Source organism: Novosphingobium sp., from assembly GCF_027489515.1.
Lineage (GTDB): Bacteria > Pseudomonadota > Alphaproteobacteria > Sphingomonadales > Sphingomonadaceae > Novosphingobium.
Map to the genome: position 1 here is coordinate 49,060 of NZ_JAIXZS010000070.1, position 20,177 is coordinate 69,236.

16 protein-coding genes are annotated in these 20,177 nt (G+C 64.6%); 6 read left to right on the top strand and 10 right to left on the bottom strand.

Annotated features, from left to right (window positions below; translation table 11 throughout):
* Positions 1–7: 7 nt before the first annotated feature.
* Positions 8–1,120: an HlyD family secretion protein gene (locus Q0082_RS12165; protein ID WP_298192931.1), complete on the bottom strand. Its 1,113-nt coding sequence runs from the start codon at positions 1,118–1,120 to the stop codon at positions 8–10.
* Between the two features lie 76 nt (positions 1,121–1,196).
* Between Q0082_RS12165 and Q0082_RS12170 the strand changes: the two genes are divergently transcribed.
* The 3 genes from Q0082_RS12170 to Q0082_RS12180 are packed head-to-tail and all read left to right on the top strand — an operon-like array spanning position 1,197 to position 3,607.
* Entirely contained in the window at positions 1,197–2,789 is a 1,593-nt protein-coding gene (locus Q0082_RS12170; protein WP_298192934.1) for a DHA2 family efflux MFS transporter permease subunit, read from the top strand.
* Between the two features lie 12 nt (positions 2,790–2,801).
* Positions 2,802–3,014, top strand: coding sequence for a hypothetical protein (locus Q0082_RS12175; protein WP_298192937.1), 213 nt, complete (start codon positions 2,802–2,804; stop codon positions 3,012–3,014).
* Between the two features lie 5 nt (positions 3,015–3,019).
* Positions 3,020–3,607 carry a TetR/AcrR family transcriptional regulator gene (locus Q0082_RS12180; RefSeq protein ID WP_298192939.1) on the top strand — a complete coding sequence of 196 codons (588 nt, stop codon included), beginning with the start codon at positions 3,020–3,022 and terminating at the stop codon, positions 3,605–3,607.
* A gap of 189 nt (positions 3,608–3,796) precedes the next feature.
* Here the strand turns inward: Q0082_RS12180 and Q0082_RS12185 are convergent, their stop codons facing one another.
* The 5 genes from Q0082_RS12185 to Q0082_RS12205 form a co-directional block, all read right to left on the bottom strand.
* Positions 3,797–5,914 (bottom strand): PQQ-dependent dehydrogenase, methanol/ethanol family, encoded by a 2,118-nt coding sequence (locus tag Q0082_RS12185; RefSeq protein WP_298192941.1) that lies wholly within the window; start codon positions 5,912–5,914, stop codon positions 3,797–3,799.
* Positions 5,915–6,065: 151 nt separating this feature from the next.
* On the bottom strand, positions 6,066–6,692 hold the full coding sequence (locus Q0082_RS12190; protein ID WP_298192943.1) for a TetR/AcrR family transcriptional regulator: 627 nt from the start codon (positions 6,690–6,692) through the stop codon (positions 6,066–6,068).
* Positions 6,693–6,710: 18 nt separating this feature from the next.
* Positions 6,711–7,961 carry a thiolase family protein gene (locus Q0082_RS12195; RefSeq protein WP_298192946.1) on the bottom strand — a complete coding sequence of 417 codons (1,251 nt, stop codon included), beginning with the start codon at positions 7,959–7,961 and terminating at the stop codon, positions 6,711–6,713.
* Positions 7,958–9,493, bottom strand: a complete 1,536-nt coding sequence (locus tag Q0082_RS12200; protein ID WP_298192948.1) for an AMP-binding protein — start codon at positions 9,491–9,493, stop codon at positions 7,958–7,960. The genes Q0082_RS12195 and Q0082_RS12200 overlap by 4 nt, the downstream gene beginning before the upstream one ends.
* Complete coding sequence (locus Q0082_RS12205; protein ID WP_298192951.1) at positions 9,490–10,734, bottom strand: cytochrome P450; 1,245 nt, start codon at positions 10,732–10,734, stop codon at positions 9,490–9,492. The genes Q0082_RS12200 and Q0082_RS12205 overlap by 4 nt, the downstream gene beginning before the upstream one ends.
* Before the next feature lie 148 nt (positions 10,735–10,882).
* On the opposite strand from Q0082_RS12205, the gene Q0082_RS12210 reads away from it, so the two are divergent.
* Both Q0082_RS12210 and Q0082_RS12215 read left to right on the top strand, forming a co-directional pair.
* The gene (locus tag Q0082_RS12210; protein WP_298192954.1) at positions 10,883–11,200 is read left to right on the top strand and encodes an EthD family reductase; all 318 of its coding nucleotides are present in this window, start codon (positions 10,883–10,885) and stop codon (positions 11,198–11,200) included.
* A 9-nt stretch (positions 11,201–11,209) separates the two neighbouring features.
* A complete protein-coding gene (locus Q0082_RS12215) occupies positions 11,210–11,950 on the top strand; it encodes an SDR family oxidoreductase (protein WP_298192956.1) in 741 nt (246 codons plus the stop codon).
* Here the strand turns inward: Q0082_RS12215 and Q0082_RS12220 are convergent.
* The 3 genes from Q0082_RS12220 to Q0082_RS12230 form a co-directional block, all read right to left on the bottom strand.
* Entirely contained in the window at positions 11,947–13,518 is a 1,572-nt protein-coding gene (locus Q0082_RS12220) for a fatty acyl-CoA synthetase (protein ID WP_298192959.1), read from the bottom strand. The two genes, Q0082_RS12215 and Q0082_RS12220, sit on opposite strands and share 4 nt — an antisense overlap.
* A gap of 94 nt (positions 13,519–13,612) precedes the next feature.
* Complete coding sequence (locus Q0082_RS12225) at positions 13,613–16,021, bottom strand: TonB-dependent receptor (protein WP_298192961.1); 2,409 nt, start codon at positions 16,019–16,021, stop codon at positions 13,613–13,615.
* 55 nt (positions 16,022–16,076) lie between these two features.
* Complete coding sequence (locus Q0082_RS12230) at positions 16,077–17,003, bottom strand: alpha/beta hydrolase (protein ID WP_298192963.1); 927 nt, start codon at positions 17,001–17,003, stop codon at positions 16,077–16,079.
* 302 nt (positions 17,004–17,305) lie between these two features.
* Here Q0082_RS12230 and Q0082_RS12235 point away from each other — a divergent pair, with 302 nt between their 5' ends.
* Complete coding sequence (locus tag Q0082_RS12235) at positions 17,306–18,352, top strand: AraC family transcriptional regulator (protein ID WP_298192966.1); 1,047 nt, start codon at positions 17,306–17,308, stop codon at positions 18,350–18,352.
* Positions 18,353–18,370: 18 nt separating this feature from the next.
* Here the strand turns inward: Q0082_RS12235 and Q0082_RS12240 are convergent, their stop codons facing one another.
* Positions 18,371–19,879, bottom strand: coding sequence for an NAD(P)/FAD-dependent oxidoreductase (locus Q0082_RS12240; RefSeq protein ID WP_298192969.1), 1,509 nt, complete (start codon positions 19,877–19,879; stop codon positions 18,371–18,373).
* Between the last annotated feature and the right edge of the window lie 298 nt (positions 19,880–20,177).

The following is a 20,177-nucleotide window of genomic DNA, read 5'->3' on the forward strand; positions in this document are numbered from 1 at the left end:
AGGTCTCCTATCGGGCCACACGGACTGTGGCGGTTGCGGAAAGGCCGGGACGCAGGTTGGCAAGGCCCGGTTGGCCAGCATCGAGCCGGATACGCACCGGTACGCGCTGGACGATCTTGGTGAAATTGCCGGTCCCCGGCTCGAAGGGCAGCAGCGCAAAAGTTGCGGCCGAGCCGGGTGCAAGGCTGTCGACCGTGCCGGTCAGCGTCTCGCTTCCCAGCGCATCGACCCGCACGCTGGCAAGCTGGCCGGCGCGCATGTGGCGGGTCTGCGTTTCCTTGAAATTGGCGGTGACGTAGATCGCAGCGGTCGGCACCAAAGTCAGCGCGCGGGTGCCGGGCTGGACGTAATCGCCCACGCGAACCTGCCGGTTGGCGACGACCCCGGCGATGGGCGCGGTGATCACGGCGTGGCGCAGATCCTGGCCCGCCAGATCGGCGACAGCGCGAGCCCTCGCCTTCCCTGCTTCGGCGCGGGCGAGCGCGGCGAGCAGGTCAGCCCTCCTGGCCCGCGTGACCGCGGCCTGCCGCTGCGCAACGGCGAGGTCTGCCCGCGCGCGGGCCTCGGCCTGCTGCGCGCCGATGGCGACGGTGCGATACCCTTCGGCCTCGCGCGTGGCGACGGCGCCGGTCGCGACGAGCGCAGTGTAACGGCGTTCATCCGCGAGGGCGTGCCCGGTATTCGCCTCGCTCGCGCGGATGGCGGTGGTCGCGGCAAAGGCCTGCGCGGCGGCAAGCGCCTCTTCATCCTGCTGGCGCGCGAGGGCGGCGCGCGCGGAGGCGACCTCTGCCTCTGCGACGGCAAGATCGGCCGCAGCGCCTGCGCTGCGCGCCGCAAATTCCTCCGCATCGATCCTCAGCAGCGGCTGTCCAGCCTGTACCGGCTGGTTTTCGCGCACCAGCACTTCGCTGACAAAGCCCTTCACCCGCGGCGCGACCGTAGTGGAATCGGCTGCAAGGTAGGCGTCATCGGTGGACTGGCTGGACGGCTCGGCCAGGATCCACGCCGCGCCCAGCCCCGCAATGACCAGCGCCGTGCCAGCCGCCAGCACCCCACGCCCGATGCGCGATGGCTTCGGCACCGGTTGTTCGTGAGCAGGATCGGCAGTGGTGGCGGACATGGCGTTTCGGCTCTTGCTGAAATTACGATCATCATATATATGTCGATCATCATATGTCTAGAGAGAACTTTCAGGAATGAGCCCAGCACGGATCCTTGCAAGCGGGGAGGATTGGTCGGCCGATCCCAAAGCCATGCCGGCGCGGCGCAAATTCCTGATCTTCGGGCTGATGGCGTTCGGCCAGTTTCTGGCGCTGTTCGATATCCAGATCGTCTCGGCCTCGCAGCGCGAACTGGCCGCGGGGCTCTCGGCGGGAGCAGATGAAGTCAGCTGGGTGCAGACCGCCTATCTTATGGCCGAACTCGTGATGATCCCTCTCTCCGGCTACCTTGCCCGGGCGCTGTCCACTCGCTGGCTGTTCGTGGGGTCAGCAACCTTGTTCACCTGTTCCAGCCTGCTGTGCGGCCTTTCGTGGTCGATCGGATCGATGGTCATCTTCCGCGCGCTTCAGGGGTTCACCGGCGGAGCCATGGTGCCACTGGTCTTCGCGGTCGGCTACACGCTGTTCGAGGGCAAGCAGCGCGCGATGATCCCGGCGATCCTGGGCACGGTCAGCGTGCTTGCTCCGGCGCTGGGTCCATCGGCAGGCGGCCTGATCACCGAAGCGCTCGACTGGCGCTGGCTGTTCTTTGTCAACGTGGTGCCTGGCTTTGCGGTTGCGTTATCCTGTGCGGTGCTCCTGCGCATCGACCATGCCAATCCGGCCCTGCTGCGCCGGATCGACTGGGCCCATCTCGGCGCGATGGCGGTGTTTCTCGGCGCGCTGGAATATGTGCTGGAGGAAGGACCCCGGCATGACTGGTTGGGCGATGACAGGATCGCGATTGCCGCCTGGGCCTCGCTCGTGGGGTTCGTCCTGTTCGTCGAGCGGGCGATTTTCTCTCCGATGCCGATTGTCAGTCTGCGTCCGTTCCGGCGCCCGATCTTTGCCTTTGCCTGCCTGTTCAATCTCGTGATCGGCTTCGGGCTCTATTCGGCGATCTACCTCGTTCCGGTCTATCTTGCGCAAGTGCGCGGCTTCAGCGCGCTGCAGATCGGGGAGACGATCTTCGTGGTCGGCATCGCGCAATTGGCCTCGACCGTCGTCGCTGCCTCGCTCTCGCAGCGGATCGATTTGCGCTGGATGATCGCGGCGGGCCTCTCGCTCTTCGCGTTCAGCCTGTGGATGACCTCGGGCATGACCAGCGGTTGGGGCTTTGAGGAAATGCTGGTGCCGCAACTGGTGCGCGGATTTGCGCTGATGCTGTGCATCGTGCCTTCGGTGAACATGGCGCTGTCCGGCGTGCCGCCGCAGGACCTCGGCGCCGCTTCGGGTCTGTTCAATCTGATGCGCAATCTGGGCGGGGCCATCGGCATCGCCGTGGTCAACAGCTGGCTGCAGGACGATGCCCGGATCGCTGCCGTGCGGCTCTCCGAAGCCATGGGGCATTCGGGCCGCGCCGCCACCGAACTGGTCACCGCGCTCGCCGCCCGGATGGGGCCGGACAGCGCGCATGGCATGTCGATGGCCGAAGCCCTGCTCGCCCGCCTTATCGGGCGCGAGGCGCTGGCGATCGGGTTCGATGAGGTGTTCCGCATCATGGCGTGGCTGTTCATCGCGGCACTGGTGCTGGTGCCGTTCTGCAAGATCGATCGCAGCCCGCCGCCCCCGGCCGATGCGGCACACTGAAGGAGCATGACGATGCGAAATGCAGCGACCCGGATCGCACCGGCTCTGGTTCTGGCTTCCGCTTGCCCGACCTCGGCCTCGGCGAAGCCATATGGCTGGTGGGGCGGTTTCCATGATCCGCTGGTCGATGCACAGCATCGGCTCGCGGCCACCCGCACAGCGCTTGCGCGCGCAGCGGTCGGCGCAGTACGGGCATTGGGTGGCGGGTTTGGCGAGGAGGCTTGAGCGAGATGGCTGACAAGAGCGCCCACAAGGCGAAGGTCCGCGCGCGCATCCTAGATGAAGCGGCGCGCGCCTTGCGCAGCGGCGGCACCGAGGGGCTCAGCGTGGCCAATCTGATGAAGCGCGCCGGGCTCACGCATGGCGGCTTCTACGCCCACTTCGAAAGCCGCGAAGATCTGGTGGTTCATGCTGTCGAACGCATGTTCGAGGACAGCACGGCGCTCTGGACGCGGCACCTTTCCGAAACGGAGAAGGCGCCCGATCCGGCTGCGCTCGTCGACAACTACCTCTCCGAAGCCGCCATGCGCCGCCATGATCAGGGTTGTCCTCTGCCCTGGCTCTCGGGCGAAGTGCCGCGCATGCCCCCTGCGGCGCAGGCCCGCTTTCAGGACGGTATCGCCCGCATGCGCGCCGCGATCGCCAGAGCACTGCGCGCCTCTGGAAAGGCGGCGGACAAGGCCGAGGCGCTGGCTGCATCGGCAGTTGCCGAGATGGTCGGTGCCATGACCTTGGCACGCGCCATGGGCGAAGGGGAGGATGCCGCCGCCATGCTCGCCGTCTCGCGCGAGGCCATCAAGCAGCGGCTCCTGGCCTGACGAGTGGTTTCCGCAGGGCGGCAGGTGCTGAGATATCGGCTCTGCGACCAGCTACCGTGCCCTCCCCTGGAGAGCCTGGGCCGACATCGACCATCCTGAATGTTAGGGCAGCGCGCTACCACATTGTCGGCGCGCTGCCCCTTCCCCAACTCACAGCTGCATATCTGTGCTTCTGGGACCGACGGTCCCTCAGCGCGATGCCAGTGCCTTGTCCTCGTTGGCGCGCTTGATGATATACATGCGGATCGCCTCGGCATCGGGGGCCTTGAGCACAGCCTTGAACGAAACCATGCCCATCTCGTGGAGCTGGCCGCCGATCACGATGGCCTTCAGCGCCTCGGCCGAACCGATGACGCCGGAGTGGCGCAAGTCGGGGTTGAGGCTGCCAGAGATGGCCGCGTCACCGTGGCACATGGCGCAATAGCGGCCATAAAGCTGCCCGCCGTGCGTCGCCTGGGCCGTGGTGCCGGTAAACGGCGGCGGATCGAGCACCATCTGGTTCATCGGCGGCGGTGCAGGCAACTGGCCCTTTGCGCCAAGCTTGAACACGAGCAGGCGGCTGATGTTGCGGCCGGCACCACCCTTGTTGGCCAGCACCCCTGTTGCGACATCCCATACCCCGCCCCAGCCGACGAGGATAGCGACATACTGTTCGCCGCCGATGGCATACGTCATGGGCGCGGCGATGATCCCGGTCTGGGCCGGGAACGACCACAGCTTCTGGCCCTTGTCGGCTGTATAGGCCACGAACTCGCCCGAAGCGGTCCCCTGGAACACCAGATTGCCGGCAGTTGAAAGCACGCCGCCGTTCGAGGGGCCGACATGATCGACTTTCCACGCTGCCTTCTTGTTCACCACGTCCCACGCGACGAGCTGGCCGGTGCTGGCCGCCTTGGCGCCTTCCTGAACCTTGAGATCGGCCGGCATCGCCACGGCATAGCCGTCCATTCCGATCGACCACCCGAAGTTGCCCGGCTTCCAGTCCTTGGCGGCAAGGTAAGGCCATCCAGCGAGGTTGGTCGGGATATAGAGATAGCCGGTCTTCGGGCTGTAGCTCTGCGGCTGCCAGCTGTGTGCACCGACCGCGCCGGGCAGGCTCACGAAGGCCTTGCCGGTCTTTTCATATTGCGCATCCGGGTTGATCTTGGGTCGGCCGGTTTCCGGATCGAGGCCGGTGGCCCAGTTCACCGGCACCCAGGGCGTGCCGGAGAGGAATTTGCCGGTCTTCACGTCGAGCAGATAGACATGCCCGTTCTTCGGGGCATGCATGGCGACATGGCGCTTCTCGCCGTTGATCGTCACATCGGCGATGGTGATCTGCTGGTCGGAATCGAAGTCCCAGCGGTCTTCCGGTGTTTCCTGATAATGCCAGGCATACTGCCCCGTATCGGCGTTCACCGCCACAATCGAAGACGTGTAGAGGCTGTCGCCCTCACGCCCGTTCGCCGCCGGATTCCAAGGTTCGGCATTGCCAGTACCAAAGAGGACGAGGTTGGTTTCGGGATCGTAAGTGATCGAATCCCAGACAGTGCCGCCGCCACCGAGTTCCCACCACTTGTTGCCCCAGGTCTTTGCCGCAGCCTCATGCGCGGCCTTGTTGAGGCCTTCCTTGCCGAAGCCCTGCGCCGGATTGCCCGGCACGGTGTTGAAGCGCCAGACCTGGTTGCCGGTCTCGGTGTCATAGGCTGCGAGATAGCCCCGCGCCTTGTATTCGGAGCCCGCTGCACCGATCAGCACGCGGCCCTTCACGATGCGCGGCGCGCCGGTGATGGTGTAGTCGGTCTGGTTGGGGACCACGGTTTTCGACCAGAGGACGGCGCCGCTTTTCTGATCAAGAGCGATCAGACGGCCATCAAGGGCGGCCACGAACAGCTTGTCGCCATAAAGCGCCACACCGCGGTTCACCGCATCGCAGCAGGCGCGGTAAAGCGTGTCGCGCGGTACCTTGGGATCGAAGGCCCAGAGCGGCTTACCGGTCCTGGCATCATAGGCTTTCACCATCGACCATGCGGTGGTGACATAGAGCACGCCGTCATGCACCAGAGGCGTCGCTTCCTGACCGCGCGCGGTGTCCATATCGGCGTACCAGGCAAGGCCCAGCTGATCGACGTTGTACTCGTTGACCATTGTGAGCGGAGAGAACCGCTGTTCGGCGTAGTCTCCGCCATAAGTCAGCCATTCGGCGCCGGGCACGGCGCGCAGCATGGTATCGGTGACGGTGGCCATTGCACCCGTTGTTGCCATCGCGCCCACAGCCATCGCCAGACCGGATGCCAGACCGAGCTTTCGCACAAGCGAAATCCGCATACCCATATCTCTCTCCTCGCGGCCCGGCATTGCCCGGGTCCTTGTTCATCGACAGGTTAAACCACCGTCTCTGATTGCACCACATAACGCGCACCAGTACGATGATTTATCTGGCCATTTTTCTGGCTTTCTTTGCCATTATCAGAGGCTGTCAGGGGCAGGGTCGTGCGCCCTCCTTCCGCAGCATCGCGATGAAGGCTGCAGCGATGTCGGCGGGTGTGTAGCGGCCCTTGCGGTACCACGTCTGTGACCAGTTCAGGCTGCCGAACAGAGCGACCTTAAACAGCCAGCGATCGGTTTCGGGCTCAAGCGGCAGCGCAGCAATCAGCTTCTCGAAATGGCGCTCGTAGCGGTCTCGCTCAGCATTCAGCGTCGCTAGGATTGCAGGCGGAAACGAGCGCATGAACTCCGGGCTGACGATCCGCGCATAGTCGCCGCCATCGAGCAGGGTCGAAAGATGCGCGGCGCAAGCGGCTTCGATCGCCTGCCACGGTTCGTTGGTCGTATGGCAGAGCGCCTCGGCAATTGCTTCCTCGAACCGGGCCACACCCTTGCGGTAGACGGCGAGAAGCAGGTCTTCCTTGGATCGGAAGTGGTAATACATCGAGCCCGGCAACATGCCGACAGCGCCGGCGATGTCGCGGATAGAGGTTCCGTCGTATCCCTTCGTCGCGAACATCGCCGCCGCTGCATCGAGCAGCGCCTCGCGGCGGCTTTCGCCTCCGCGTGCTTCCACCTTCGCCGGGGACTTGCTGCGTGTCTTCGTCTGCGTGTTCACCCGGCCTCCCCTGCTGTCTCAATCGCGCTGCAGGATGATAACGGAGCAGGCCGCTTCATCGAAGCCCATCACGCCGCCGCCGTTCTCCGCCAGCGCAGCTCGCGCGCCGCTGACCTGCCGGGGGCCGGCCTCACCCCTCAGCTGCAGCATGAGTTCGTCGATCATCGAAAGGCCGGTGGCGCCCACCGGGTGCCCCTTGCTGACAAGCCCGCCCGAAAGGTTGATCGGGATCGAGCCCCCCAGCGCGGTCGCGCCGCTTTCCGCAAGCCGCCCGCCTTCGCCGATACCGCAGAAGCCGAGCATTTCGGACTGGTAGAGCTCGCAGAACGAGGTTGCATCGTGGACTTCAGCAAGATCGATGTCGGCAGCCGTAAGCCCCGAAGCCTTATAGGCCTGCTCGGCGGCGAGCTTCGACAGCCCCGGCTCGTCCAGCCGGCGATACTTGCCCGCCGTCATCGTACTTGCCGCGATGCGAACTGCGCGGGCACGGACGGCCGCTGGCTGGCGCGCGAGCCATGCGCCCGAGCAGACCAGCGCAGCCGCCGCGCCATCACCGATCGGCGCACACATCGCGCGGGTAAGCGGCCAGCTGATCGGCCGGTCGGCGAGGACATCCTCGGGCGAAAGGGCAAAGCGGTACTGTGCCTTGGGATTGTGCGCCGAGGCGGTGTGGTTCTTGGCGCAGGCGATTGCGATCTGGCGCTCGGTGGTGCCATGGGTGCGCATGTGCCAGGCCGCCTGCATGGCATAGGTGTCCATGAAGATCGTGCGGCCCGGTCCGGGTTCGAACGGCTTGCCTGCGGCTTCGCCCGCCGCTGCGTAATAGGTGAGCCACTCCTCGCGGTCATATTGGTCGATGCCGCCGTCGAACAGCGCCATGGTCCGTTCGGGGCTTGCGGGGTTGAAGGTCTTCTCGACGCCGATGGCGATGCTGAGATCGGTCTGGCCGCTAAGCACGTCCTTCCACGCCCCGTGCAGCGCGATCGAGGCCGTAGCGCAGCCACCTTCGACGTTGATGACCGGCACGCGTTCAGGAAACAGCCCTTCCCGCACCAGCGGGGTGAGGCAGACCTGCCCGCGGATGCTGCCCTGCCCATCGGTCCACATGCCGCAATTGCCGAACCAGGCCATGCCTATGTCGTTGCCATTGGCGAGGCCGGCATCGGCCAGCACGCCCAGATAGACCTCCCGCGTCAGGTCCTTGTGGCTCCGGTCGGGAAACTTGCCGAAGCTGCTCGAATAGCTGCCGACGATGTAGGCGTCTGTCATTGGCTCTTGTCCCACCACGGTGCGCGCAGTTCGCGCTTCAGCACCTTGCCAAGGGCATTGCGCGGAAACGCGGTTCTCAGTTCGAGACCCGCCAGCCGCTGCGTCCGCGCGAGCCGGGCATTCGCCCATTCCAGCAGCGCTGCCGGATCGGGCGCACCGCGGGGAATGACGAGCGCCAGCGGTGTTTCGCCCCACTTGGGATGGGGAATGCCGATCACGGTGACGTCCTGCACTTCGGGATGTTCGCCGATCACCGCTTCGAGGTCGGCAGGAAAAATGTTGAAGCCGCCAGAGAGGATCATGTCCTTCTTGCGGTCAACGATGTGGAGGAAGCCCTCTTCATCGACAAAGCCCAGATCGCCGCTGCGCAGAAAGGCCTCGCCCGACGGGCTGTGCCAGAGGATCGCTTCGTCGAGATCGGGGCGGTTGTGATAGCCGGCCATCGCACCGAGCCCGGTGCCGACGATCTCACCGACTTCGCCGCGCGGGCACTCCCTGTCGTCGCTGCCGACGATGCGCAGGTCAAAACCGATCACCGGGCGGCCGACTGCACCGGGACGCGCAGGCGCATCGCCGGGCTTGCGCATCGTCGCGAACCCTTCGCTGAACCCATAGAGTTCGTAGACATGCGGCGTCATCCGCTCGATCACGCCCTCGCGCGTATCTGCTCGCAGCGAAGAGCCGGCGGAAAGCAGGCAGCGGAGACTGGAGATATCGTGCGTGCCGAGCGCGGGATCATCAAGTGTGACGATGCACTGGGTCGGCACCATGAAGGCGTGAGTGACCCTGTGCCTTTCGATGAGCGCCAGCGCGCCGGACGGGCTGAACTGCTCCATGATGACGACCGTCGCGCCCAGCAGCAGCGGCGGCAGGACCATGAACATCGTGCCGTTCGAATAAAGCGCGGTGGTGACAAGCGCGACGGTCTCACGCGACATGCCAAGCTCCAGCGCGTTGGACCACGCGAAATGCGTGCGCGCGCCATGGCTTTGCACGATGCCCTTGGGCAGGCCGGTGGTGCCCGAGCTGTAGATGATGTTGAAGCGGTCTTCCGGGCGGCTCTGGACGCCGGGATCGCTCTCAGCCGCGGCGGCGAGCAACGTGTCGCCAGCTTCCCAGCCTTCTCCATCGAAGCCGATGGCGATGCGCCTCACGCTCGCGGGAAGCGCGGCAGAATCCACCAGGGCGCGGTTTGCGGGCGAAACGAACACGGTCTGCGCGCCGCTGTCAGCCATCATCGTCGCGATTTGCGCGCCGGTAAGAAGGCCGCTGATCGGCACCATGCAGGCACCGGACTTGACCACACCGAACATGACCTCGAGCATTTCGAGCGAATTGGTCATGACCAGCGCGACCGGCTCATCATGGCGCACACCCATTGCGCGAAGGGCGTTGGCGACCCGGTTGGTCGCGCGGTCGAATTCCCCCCAGGTCAGCTGCCTGTCACCGCAGATCGCCGCGATCCGGTCCGGCGCGAAGCGGGCGTGGGCGGCCCAGACACGGGCCATGCCAAAGGCAGGGACTTCGATCATCGCACGTCTTCCATGCACCTCTGGCCCGTGACCATCGGCATTTCACGCACGCCGCGCATGGTCAGCGTGTCCATGTATTCCACCGTCTCGGTCGCCATGGCCACATCAGGAAAGCGCGCGAAGAAGCGGCTGATGGCAATGCGCGCCTCGGCCCGGGCCAGCGGTGCGCCGAGACAGAAATGGATGCCGTGGTTGAAGGTCAGGTGCCGGTTGGGCGTGCGGCCAATGTCGAACGTTGCAGCGGCCTCGAACACGGCGGGATCATGGTTGGCAGCATTGACCATGGCATAGACCCGGTCGCCCTTGCGCAGTTCCTTGCCGCGCATTTCGAACGGCTCCTTGACCACGCGCACGACCGCGCCGGTGGGGCCTTCGAAGCGCAGCATTTCCTCGACCGCACTGGCGATCAGCGAAGGATCGGCGATGAGCTGCGCCTTTTGCTCGGGATTGGCGAGCAGCGCGCGGATGCCGTTGCCGATGAGGTTGGTGGTTGTCTCGTGCCCGGCAAAAAGGAACAGGATGCACGAGCCGATCACTTCGTCCTCGGTGATCTGGCCGGTCTGCTCCAGCATGACGAAGTGCGAGATGACATCGCCGCGCGGCCGCACCTGACGGTCCTTCGCGGCAGCCCTGAAGTAATCCGCCATGGCGACGATGCCGGCGCGCCCGGTTTCGTACTTGTCACCAGTGTCGGTGGCATTGCCGAGAAAGGGCTGCAACTGCATCGACCAGTCACGCAAGCGGTCCATGTCTTCGCGCGGGACGCCGAGCAGGTCCATGATCACGCTGGCCGGGAGGGGATTGGCAAATTCGCTGATGCATTCGAACCGGCCATCACCGCGCGCCGCGATCCGGTCGAGCAGGCCGTCCGCCAGTTCGGCGATCCCGCCCTCCAGATCGCGCATCACGGCAGGAGTGACGACCTTGTTGAGCAGCGTGCGCAGCCGGGTGTGATCAGGCGGATCCTTGAACACGACCCAGGTGTTCAGATAGCGGATGAGGTCGGCAAGCCGCGCGCGTTCCTCGCCCTGCTGGCTGTCGAAAAACGGGGTCAGCCGATCCGAGGTCACGCCGCTGTTCATCTGCACCGATTTCACGTCGTCATGCCGCGTGAGCACCCAGCCCTTGAGCAGCGGCGACCAGTGCACCGGGTCTTCGGCCTGCAAGCGCAGCAAAGTCTCCAGCGGGCGCTGGATGACGCCTGGATCACGCGGATCGAAGACCAAACCGGGGGTGGACATGATGCAGGAAAAACTCCGGAAATTCCTGCTTTGGCTATCACCCGGCCCTTGCCAAAGCAATCGCTTGTTTGGTAGCGTCTCCTCCAGATTAAAAAGGGGCGGGCTGAACCCGCTGCATTGTGCGCACGATGGCGCGGGAGAGAACGTGATGCTCAAGCTTGTTGCCGTGTGGTCGGCGCCGCAGCCCGAAGACCGCGATGCCTTCGAAACCGCTTACGCCAATGTGCACGCGCCGCTCGCGCGGGCTCTGCCGAACCTCACCAGTCTCGAGACCATCCTCGTCGGCGAAGGGCTCGAAGGCGCACCGTCAGAGGCGTATCGATTTGCGATCATGACCTGGCCGGACAAGGCCGCAATGGAGCGCGATGAACAAACGCCGGAATGGCTCGCGCTGCGGGCCGATGCCGGCGGAATGATCGAACGTTTCGGCGTTACGCTGACGTCCTCCATTGGCCACGTTGGCTAGGCCCGCGCGATGGCCATTCTCGTCACCGGCGGCACCAAGGGTATCGGCCTTGCAATCGCGCGGCGTTTTGCCAAGCCCGATGTCGATGTGTTCCTGAACTTCCGCGCCGATCAGGATTCCGCCGATAAGGCCAAGGCCGAGATCGAAGCGGCGGGCGCGCGCTGCCATCTGATCCAGGGCGACGTCCGCACACCCGAGGGGGCCAAGGCGGTGGTTGCGGCGGTGGCCGCGAAGTCCCAGCGGCTCGACCAGCTCGTCCACTGCGCGGTCAAGGTCATCCCCGAGCCGCTGCTCACCGTTGATCCGGTGGCGTTCACCGAGGCGATCAATCTCAACGGCACGGCGCTGGTCTATCTTGCGCAGGCCGCTGTGCCGCTGTTCCGGCGCGGGAGTACGGTGTTCTTCCTATCGAGCCGGGGCAGCCGCACTGTCATTCCAAACTATGCCGCCGTCGGCGCGGGCAAGTCGCTGGCGGAAAGCCTGATCCGCTACCTTGCCTTCGAACTTGCGCCGCTGGGCGTGCGCGCCAATTGCGTGGCGCCGAGCGCGGTCGATACCGAGGCACTGCGGCAGGTCTACGGCGAGCAGACCGAAGAGATCATGCGCCAGTCTGCCGCTGCCAGCCCGAGCGGACGCAACGTGGTCGAAGACGATTACTGCAGCCTGATCGAGTACCTTGCGAGCCCATCCGCCGCGATGATCCAGGGCCAGGTCGTGTTCGTGACCGGTGGCTCCTATCTCGCGGCCTAAAGTAGCGACAGACGCAGTTCGCGCTTGAGGATCTTGCCGCTTGCATTGCGCGGCAGGTTCCCGGCGAAGACCACCTTCTTGGGGATCTTGAAGGCGGAGAGGTGGGCGGCGCAATGCTCCAGCACTTCGGGCGCCTCAAGAGCGTGCCCATCGCGGAGCACAATCACTGCCGTGACCGCTTCAATCCATTTGGGATCGGGCAGGCCGATGACGGCCACTTCGCTGATCGCAGCGTGCCGATAGAGCACTTCCTCCACCTCGCGCGAGGCGACGTTTTCGCCGCCGGTCTTGATCATGTCCTTCTTGCGGTCGACGACGGTGATGTATCCTTCGGCGTCTGCCACGCCGAGATCGCCGCTGTGGAACCAGCCGCCGGCGAAGGCTTCAGCGGTGCGCACAGGGTCGTTCCAGTATCCGCTGAGGAGCTGGGGCGAGCGGTGAACGATCTCGCCCACTTCGCCGGGCGCGACCGGTTCCATCGCATCATCGACGATGCGGGTTTCAACATGCAGCGTCGGGCGGCCGGCGGAGCCAAGGCGTGCGGCGTGCTCTTCCGGAAACAGGATCGTCGCGACAGGGGCGATCTCGGTCTGGCCGTAGAGGTTCCACAGCCGCAGCTGCGGCAGTCGCTCGCCCAGTTCGCGCAGCACCTCGACCGGCATGATCGATGCACCGTAGTAGCCTTTCTCGAGCGCAGAAAGATCGCTCGTCTCCATGAGCGGAGCACGCAGGAGCGAGATCCACACTGTCGGCGGCGCGAAGAACGAGGTCGCCTTATGCTGCACTAAAAGGTGCAGCACGTTGTCTGCGGCAGGCGAGCCGGTGATCACATTCTTCGCGCCGACATGGAGGGCCGGCCCGATCATGCAATCGAGCTGTGCGCAATGGAACAGCGGCATGGCGTGGAGTGCGACCGTCCCCGCCGTCCATTCGCAATCGATGATGCAGCTCTGGTATTCCCACAGCACGCTGTTGTGTGAAAGCATCGCGCCCTTCGGCCGCGATTCCGTGCCGCTCGTATAGACGATCTGCAGCAGGTCCTCGCCGCCGCGCGTCTCGGGTTCCAGTGGATCGTCGCAGAGCAGCGCGGCCCACGAAGGAATGCCTGCCGGTGGAGAAGCGTTCTCGCCGTCGATGCCAAAGACATGTTCGGTCGCATCGCTGCGCGCGGCAAGGCCAACCTCGACCGTGGTGGCATCGACGAACAGCACCCGCGCGCCCGCGTGATCGAGGATGAAGCGCACATCCTCCGCGTTGAGCATGAAGTTGATCGGCACCAGCACCGCGTCAGCCCGCGCGATGGCGAAGCGCAGCGCGATGAAGGCATGGCTGTTGCGCGCAAGGATCGCGACCCGGTCGCCGGGAGAAAGGCCAAGCCTGCGCAGACCTGCGGCCAGCCGGTCTACTTCGCGGCGGAATTCGGCGTAACTCCAGTGAACATCGCCGCAGATGATCGCGGTCCGAGCCCCATGCCGCTCCGCCGCGCGGGCCAGCATCGCCGAAAGTGATTGGGACCGCGCCCGGGCGATGACCGGATCGGGCTGCGCAGCGAGGGAATCAACAGGCATCGGAAGGCTTTCTGAGGGGCGATCGGATCGAGGAATGGAAGGCAAAAAAAGGGGGCAGCGCACCCGGCGCTGCCCCCTTTCGTCAAGCGTCTGCTTACTTGAAGCGAACCCTGAGCGACACGCCGTAGGTCGCCGGCATGCCGGTCGCCTGGGTGATGATGTTGTTGTACGAGATCTTGTTCTGCACGTTGAAGGTGTTGAACACGTTCTTGCCCCAGGCCGAAACCGTGAGCTTTTCGCCCGGGAAGGTATAGCCCATGCGGGCGTCGACCAGCGCATAGCCTTCGATGCGGAAAGCGGTCCGGTCGATCCAGCGGTTCACCCCGTTGTCGGGGATCTGCAGCTGGCTGCCGGCAATGTAGGCATCCTGATAGGTGCGATAGTTCACGCCCGCACCAACGAAGAACTCGCCGCCAGCAGCGGTCGGCACGCGGTAGTCGATATCGCCAACCAGCGACCACGAGGGCGCGAACGGCAGGCGGCTGCCGGCAAAGTCTCGCTGATCGCCGAACACGGTGATGCCCGAGTACTGGTCGACCTTGGTCTTGAGGTAGCTCATCGAACCCGACAGCGTGAGGCCCGCAGTCGGGCGCAGCACGATATCCGCCTCGACACCGAAGATGTGCGACTTGGGCACGTTGTCGAGCCGCTGCAGCAGGCCGAACAAAGCGGTATTGACCGTGCCCTGGATCTGCTTGTCGCGGTAATCCTGATAGAACACCGCGCCGCTCAGCGAGATGGCATTGTCCATGAAGCGGGTCTTCACGCCCGCTTCATAGGAGGTCACCGATTCCTGCTTCGCCGGCTTGAACACCTCCTGCGTCGCGCCGGTGATCACCGGGAACGCGCCCGCCTTGTAACCGCGCGAGATGTTCGCATAGAGCAGCGTGGTCGAGTTGGGCTTGAAGTCGAGGCCCGCACGCCAGGAAACGTTGTCTTCCTTGAGCGTGATGTTGATCGGATCACCCGGAAGGTTCTGCGCGTTGAGCGAGATGCAATCGCCCGGCCCGATCGGGATGTCCTTGCCGCCGAGCAGATTGCCGAGCAGGCGGAAGAGCGCCGAAAGCTGCTGGTCGCCCGTGGTGTCCGAACCGCACATGCGGTTCTTGTTCTTCGAGCTGGTGTAGCGGATGCCGGCCTTGAACGTCAGCGTATCGGAGATGTCGTACTCGCCGTTGGCAAAGGCGGCAAAGTTGTCCATCCGGCCGCGGTTGCGAACGTCGGATTCATGGATGAAGTTGGTGCCGGCGTTGCTCAGCGAGTTGTCACCATATGTGATGATCTGAAGCTCGTAGACCTTGCTGTGGTTGTAGTTGGCACCCAGTGTCCAGCGGAAGCGCTGCCCCGGCGCAGAGGCGTTCGACAGGCGCAGTTCCTGGTTGAAGTCGTCGATCGTGCCATCGCCTTGCGGGTTGTCGACGAGTTCGTACTGCGAACCATCGAGATCGAACGCCATGTTCTGCGTGAGGTGGTTGTAGGTGGTGATCGAGGTCAGCGTCACACTGTCGGTGACGTCGAGATCGCCGCGCAGGAAGGCCTGGACGATCTTGCGGTTGCCGCGCGGCTCGGCCGAATCGGTGTCGGACTGCGTGCCGACGCCGCGACGGCCCGAATTCGACCAGTTTGCCGCGCGCAGATTGCGCGGAGCAAGCGGGGCGTTGAGTTCCTCAGGCGTCGGGGCGGCGGGGTTCGAGGGCAGCGAGGCGATGATCTGCAGCGCTTGCGGCTCCGAACGGTCCACCGAGCCATTGATGTTGAGTTCCAGCTTGAGATTGTCAGACGCCTGCCAGTCGGTGATCAGGCGCGCAGCGATATAGTTTGTCTCGCCGTTCCGGTCATCGCGGGTGAAATTGTACTGCCAGGCATCACGGTGCATCGCATCGACGGCAAGGCGCATGCCCACCGTCTCGCTGACAGGGCCGCTGACGTACATCGTTCCGTGCACTTCGTTGAAGCGACCGTAATCGAGATTGAAGCCGGCCTGCAGCTCCTTGGTCGGCTTGGCGGCAACGAAGTTGATCGCACCACCGGTCGAGTTCTGACCGAACAAGGTGCCCTGCGGCCCCTTCAGCACTTCGACGCGCTCGAGATCATAGAGCGAGTGACCCGCCAGCACCGGGAAAGGCATCGGGGCCTGATCGAGCGAGAGGCTGACCGCCGGATACACGCCGAGCGAGTCAGAGTTGAAGCCGATGCCGCGCAGGGTGAACACCGGCGTGCCGTGCGTGGAAGGCGCGAGCGCGAGGTTCGGTACGGCCTTGGCGAGTTCGTCCAGCCGAACGATGTTGCGCTTGTCGAGCAACGTGGTGTCGAACGCGGCGACGCTCGAGCCCACCTTGCTGATGCTTTCACTGCGCTTGTTGGCGGTGACGATGATTTCGCCGATGGGGGCCTCTTCAGCCGCCGCACCTTCGGCGGCGGGGGCTGCCCAGACGGGCTGCGCCATGCTGGCGATGCTGATGGCGGTGGATGCAGCGAGCACGCTGCGCCGGATCTTGATCATTTCCCTCTCCTCTGATGTGTCGTTTATCGTTGTTCTTTGATGTGGAAGGCGTTGGTCAGGCCTGCAGCAGCCCCCCGAAAGTCGCGATTGCACGCCGCAGGATGCGGTCGGCAGTCGGGAAAGCGGCGCGCATGGTCGCGAGCCCGTGGATCAGCCCCTTGGCCTCGATGAAATGGACCTCCATGCCGAGCTCCGCCATGCGGCCGACCATGGCGCGGCCCTGATCGCGAAGGGGATCGAGCCCGGCCGTGAGGATCACCGTCGGCGGCAGGTCGGCCGGCACCGGGTGCAGCAGGGGCGAAGCCTCGGGGCCTGCCGCCATGCCGTCAGCGGGCAGATAGTCGGCAGCAAAGCGTGCCAGCAGCCGCGCATCGAGGATGAAGCCTTCGCCGAAAGCCTTGTAGGAGCCGCGATCGGGCGCCGTGCAATCAAGCCAGGGATAGACGAGCAGCTGCGCCTTGACCGCTTCACTGCCGAGCACCGTCGACACGTGGAGAGCGAGATTGCCCCCCGCGCTGTCACCCGCCGTGGCGAGCCCGGTTACCGGCGCTTCGAGGCCCGCCGGGCTGCCGAGCACGAACTGCGCGGCGGCGACGCAGTCGTCATGGCTCGCGGGAAAGGGGTCTTCCGGCCCCATGCGATAATCCACCGCCACCACGCGCAGGCCGGTCATCGCAGCGATCGTGGTGCAGACAGGGTGGTGGGTATCGAGATCGCCGATCACCCAGCCGCCGCCGTGCATGTAGAGGATGACGGGCCCAGTGGCCGCTTCGCCCGGAAAATAGGCACGCAGGGGACAAGGGCCGCCCTCGAGAGCCGTCCAGCGCACGCTTTCTTCGGGCTGTAAATCGAACAACGCACCCATCTGCTGATAGACCGCGCGCATGTCCGTCGCGGAAAGATCGGCGAGGTGTGGGCCGCCCTGCTCGGCGATTCCGGCCAGAACGGCTGCGGTTTCCGGCAAGACAAACGGTTCTTCCATCACGAGACTCCTGCCATCTGCAAAGACACATTCAGCCCGCTGCGAGCATTCGCGCGGGCCTGGGCGGCGGATGGCCGCAAAGTTGCTTGTTTTTGGCCGCCACGTACCGTCCGGAACGGTTTTGCGGCAAACGTCTGTAAAATAACGATAACCCCCAAACTTACTGCCATGTACTAGCAAAGCTAAGCCAAGGAACGCCCGCGCACCATGTCGCTGCGCGCCAAGTTATTGACGGATGTGGCCAGCGACAGGTACGCTGCAAAAAACAAGGCAGCACTAGGGGAAAGAGGAGGGGATGGAGCATGGACTCCAATGCACTCTACGCAACGTTGCCGGATCTGAGCGCACGGATCATGCGCAGCGCCCTGGCCAGCCAGACCAAGGTCGATTGGGATGATTTCTGCCGCACCAGCCATGTCCGGCCGGTGCGCCTCGATGCCCATTCCGGCCAGCTTCTGGCGCAGGAAGAAATGCAGCTGCAAAAGTCGTTTGCGGCGTGCACGGCGGGCGCGCGCAACATCTGGTTCGATGTCGGCTTGCGCTACAGGGCAATCAAGTTCGGCGAACTCGGCCTTGCGATGATGACATCGCGCACGCTGGGCGAAGCGCTGCAGATCGCCTGCCGCTGTCAGGCACTCACCTATTCGCTTATCAATTATCGCTATGCCTCCGCGCCCAACGGCGCCTTTGCACTGATCGGCACCTACGGGAAGCTTTCCGAAGAACTGCGCGATTTCTCGCACTATCGCGATCTCGGCGCGATCCGGACGCTAGTGGCCGATCTCATGGGCGGAGACTTGCCCCTGGAGCGTGTCACGATCGCCGCCCCGCCCGCGCCTGATTGGGAACGGCAGCGCCGCCACATGCCATGCCCCGTCCAGTTCAATGCGGAGCAGACGCAGTGGCTGTTCAAGCCGGGCGCCGCGAACCTGCCGCTGCCAATGGCGGACAGCGATCTCGTGACGCTCTACAGCTCGCGCTGCGACAATATCCTGCGACGCGCTCAGACCGATGGCACGATCAAGGGGCGGCTCGCTGCCAGGCTCAGCCGCAGCGACACCGATTTCCCCACGGCGGGCGAAGCCGCCCGCATGCTGGCGCTGTCCGAACGCACGCTGCACCGGCGACTGGCGGAAGAAGGCACCCGCTTTTCGGCAATGATCGATGGAGCGCGCTACAGCCGTGCGCGCGAATTGCTGACTGAGGGACACATGGCGATCGAACAGATCGCCGTTGCGGTCGGGTTTGCCGAACCGTCCAGCTTCTCACGCGCATTCAAGCGCTGGTCGGGCATGGGCGCCCTCGAATACCGGCGGCAGACCCAGGCAAGGAACGCGCGTTCCGCCTGAGATCTGCCGCTCTGGTCATCAACTGTAGGCGAATTCCTCGCCGTCGAGATTGATCGCCGGAAAGTCCACCGCCTCGCGCCAGTAATCCTGCGTATGGCGCCACTCGGGCTGCTCGCCGAGCCGCTTCGGCAGCTTGTCCATGTCGCGCACGAGGTAGCTCGGGTTGAAGTTATCGTCCTCGATCCAGGGCTGCAGCGTCTCTCCAGCCAGCGCGGGCGGGATGACGATGTTGACCTCGCTCGCGCCCTTCTCGTCCATGTGGCGCAGCACGCGGCAGACGAAATCGCCGAGGAGATCGACCCGCAGCGTCCACGCTGCGCGGAAGTAGCCGAAGACCCAGACCATGTTGGGCACGCCCTCGAACATCATTCCCCGATAGGTCGCCTTTTCCGACCAGTCGATGGTCTTGCCGTCCACCTGGAACTCGATGCCGCCCATCATCAGCAGCTTGAAGCCGGTGGCCGCCATGACGATGTCCGCCTTGAGCTCGTCGCCCGAGCCGAGCTTGATCCCGCCCGCCGTGAAATGGTCGATAGTGTCGGTGATCGCGGTCACCTTGCCGTCGCGGATGCGCTCGAACATGTCGCCATCGGGAATGAACGCCAGCCGCTGCTGCCACGGACGATAGCGCGGCGTGAAGTGCGGTTCGAACTCGAAGTCCGGCCCGGCGTACTGACGGATCAGTTCCTTCAGTTCCTCGAACACGAGGTCGGGCTCGGCCCGCGCGCGGTGATCGAGCATCTTGAGGTTGTGCAGATAATCGAGCCGCACAACGCGGTGCACGGTATCCTCGTCCACGCCGATCTCGCGCAGCTTGTCAGCCAGATCGCTGCGGTTGGGATAGCAGTAAAAGTAGGTCGGCGAGCGCTGCAGCATCGTGACGTGCTTCGCCTTGTCGGCCAGCACGGGGATCACCGTGGCGGCGGTGGCGCCCGATCCGATGACAACGACTTCCTTGCCGGCGTAGTCGATGTTCTCGTCCCACAGCTGCGCGTGGATCAGCTTGCCCTTGTAGTCTCCCATCCCCGGCCAGTCGGGCAGGTAGGGATTGTTGTGGTCGTAGTAGCCCTGGCACATCCACAGGAAGTTCGCGCGGTAGGTCGGCCCCGCCGAGCCATCGGCGCGCTTCGTCTCGACCGTCCACAGCTTCTCGGCTGTCGACCACGAGCAGCGGGTGATCAGCGTGCCGAAGCGGATCGCCGAGCCGAGATCGTTCTCGGCCAGCACGTCGCGCAGATACTTGCGGATCTCTTCGGCCGTCGCGATCGGCGGGCCGATCCAGGGCTTGAAGCGATAGCCGAAGGTGTAGAGATCGGAGTCAGAGCGGACGCCCGGATACTTGTGGGTATGCCAGGTCCCGCCGATATCGTCTTTCGCCTCGAGGATGGCGAAGCTCTTGTCGGGGTTCTGGGTCTTAAGGTGATAGGCGCTGCCGATGCCGGAGATGCCGGCCCCCACGATCAGGACATCAAAATCCTGCGTGGCGCCCGCCTTATCCTGCTGCGGTCTTTCCATAACTTCGGTCACATCACGCTCCCATCCGGCCTGTCTCCGGCTGCGACAGACATCGCGCCGGTTATGATGCCGAATGTCGTCAAGATGGTGCGTGATGCAACGTCGCGAGCCGCCAACTAACTGGCCGCTCGCGCCATTTGTTCGTCATCGGTGCGGAGCAGGCCGGTCCTTCGCGGATCGGCCCGCAGGCATCACAGCCCTGCGCCCGCCCGCATTTCCTCGATCAGTTCGAAGTGGAATGCGAGCATGCGTTCATCCGGCTGTTGCGGCCCGAAGAAGTCCATTTCCGGATCGACGACTTCGGTGCGGA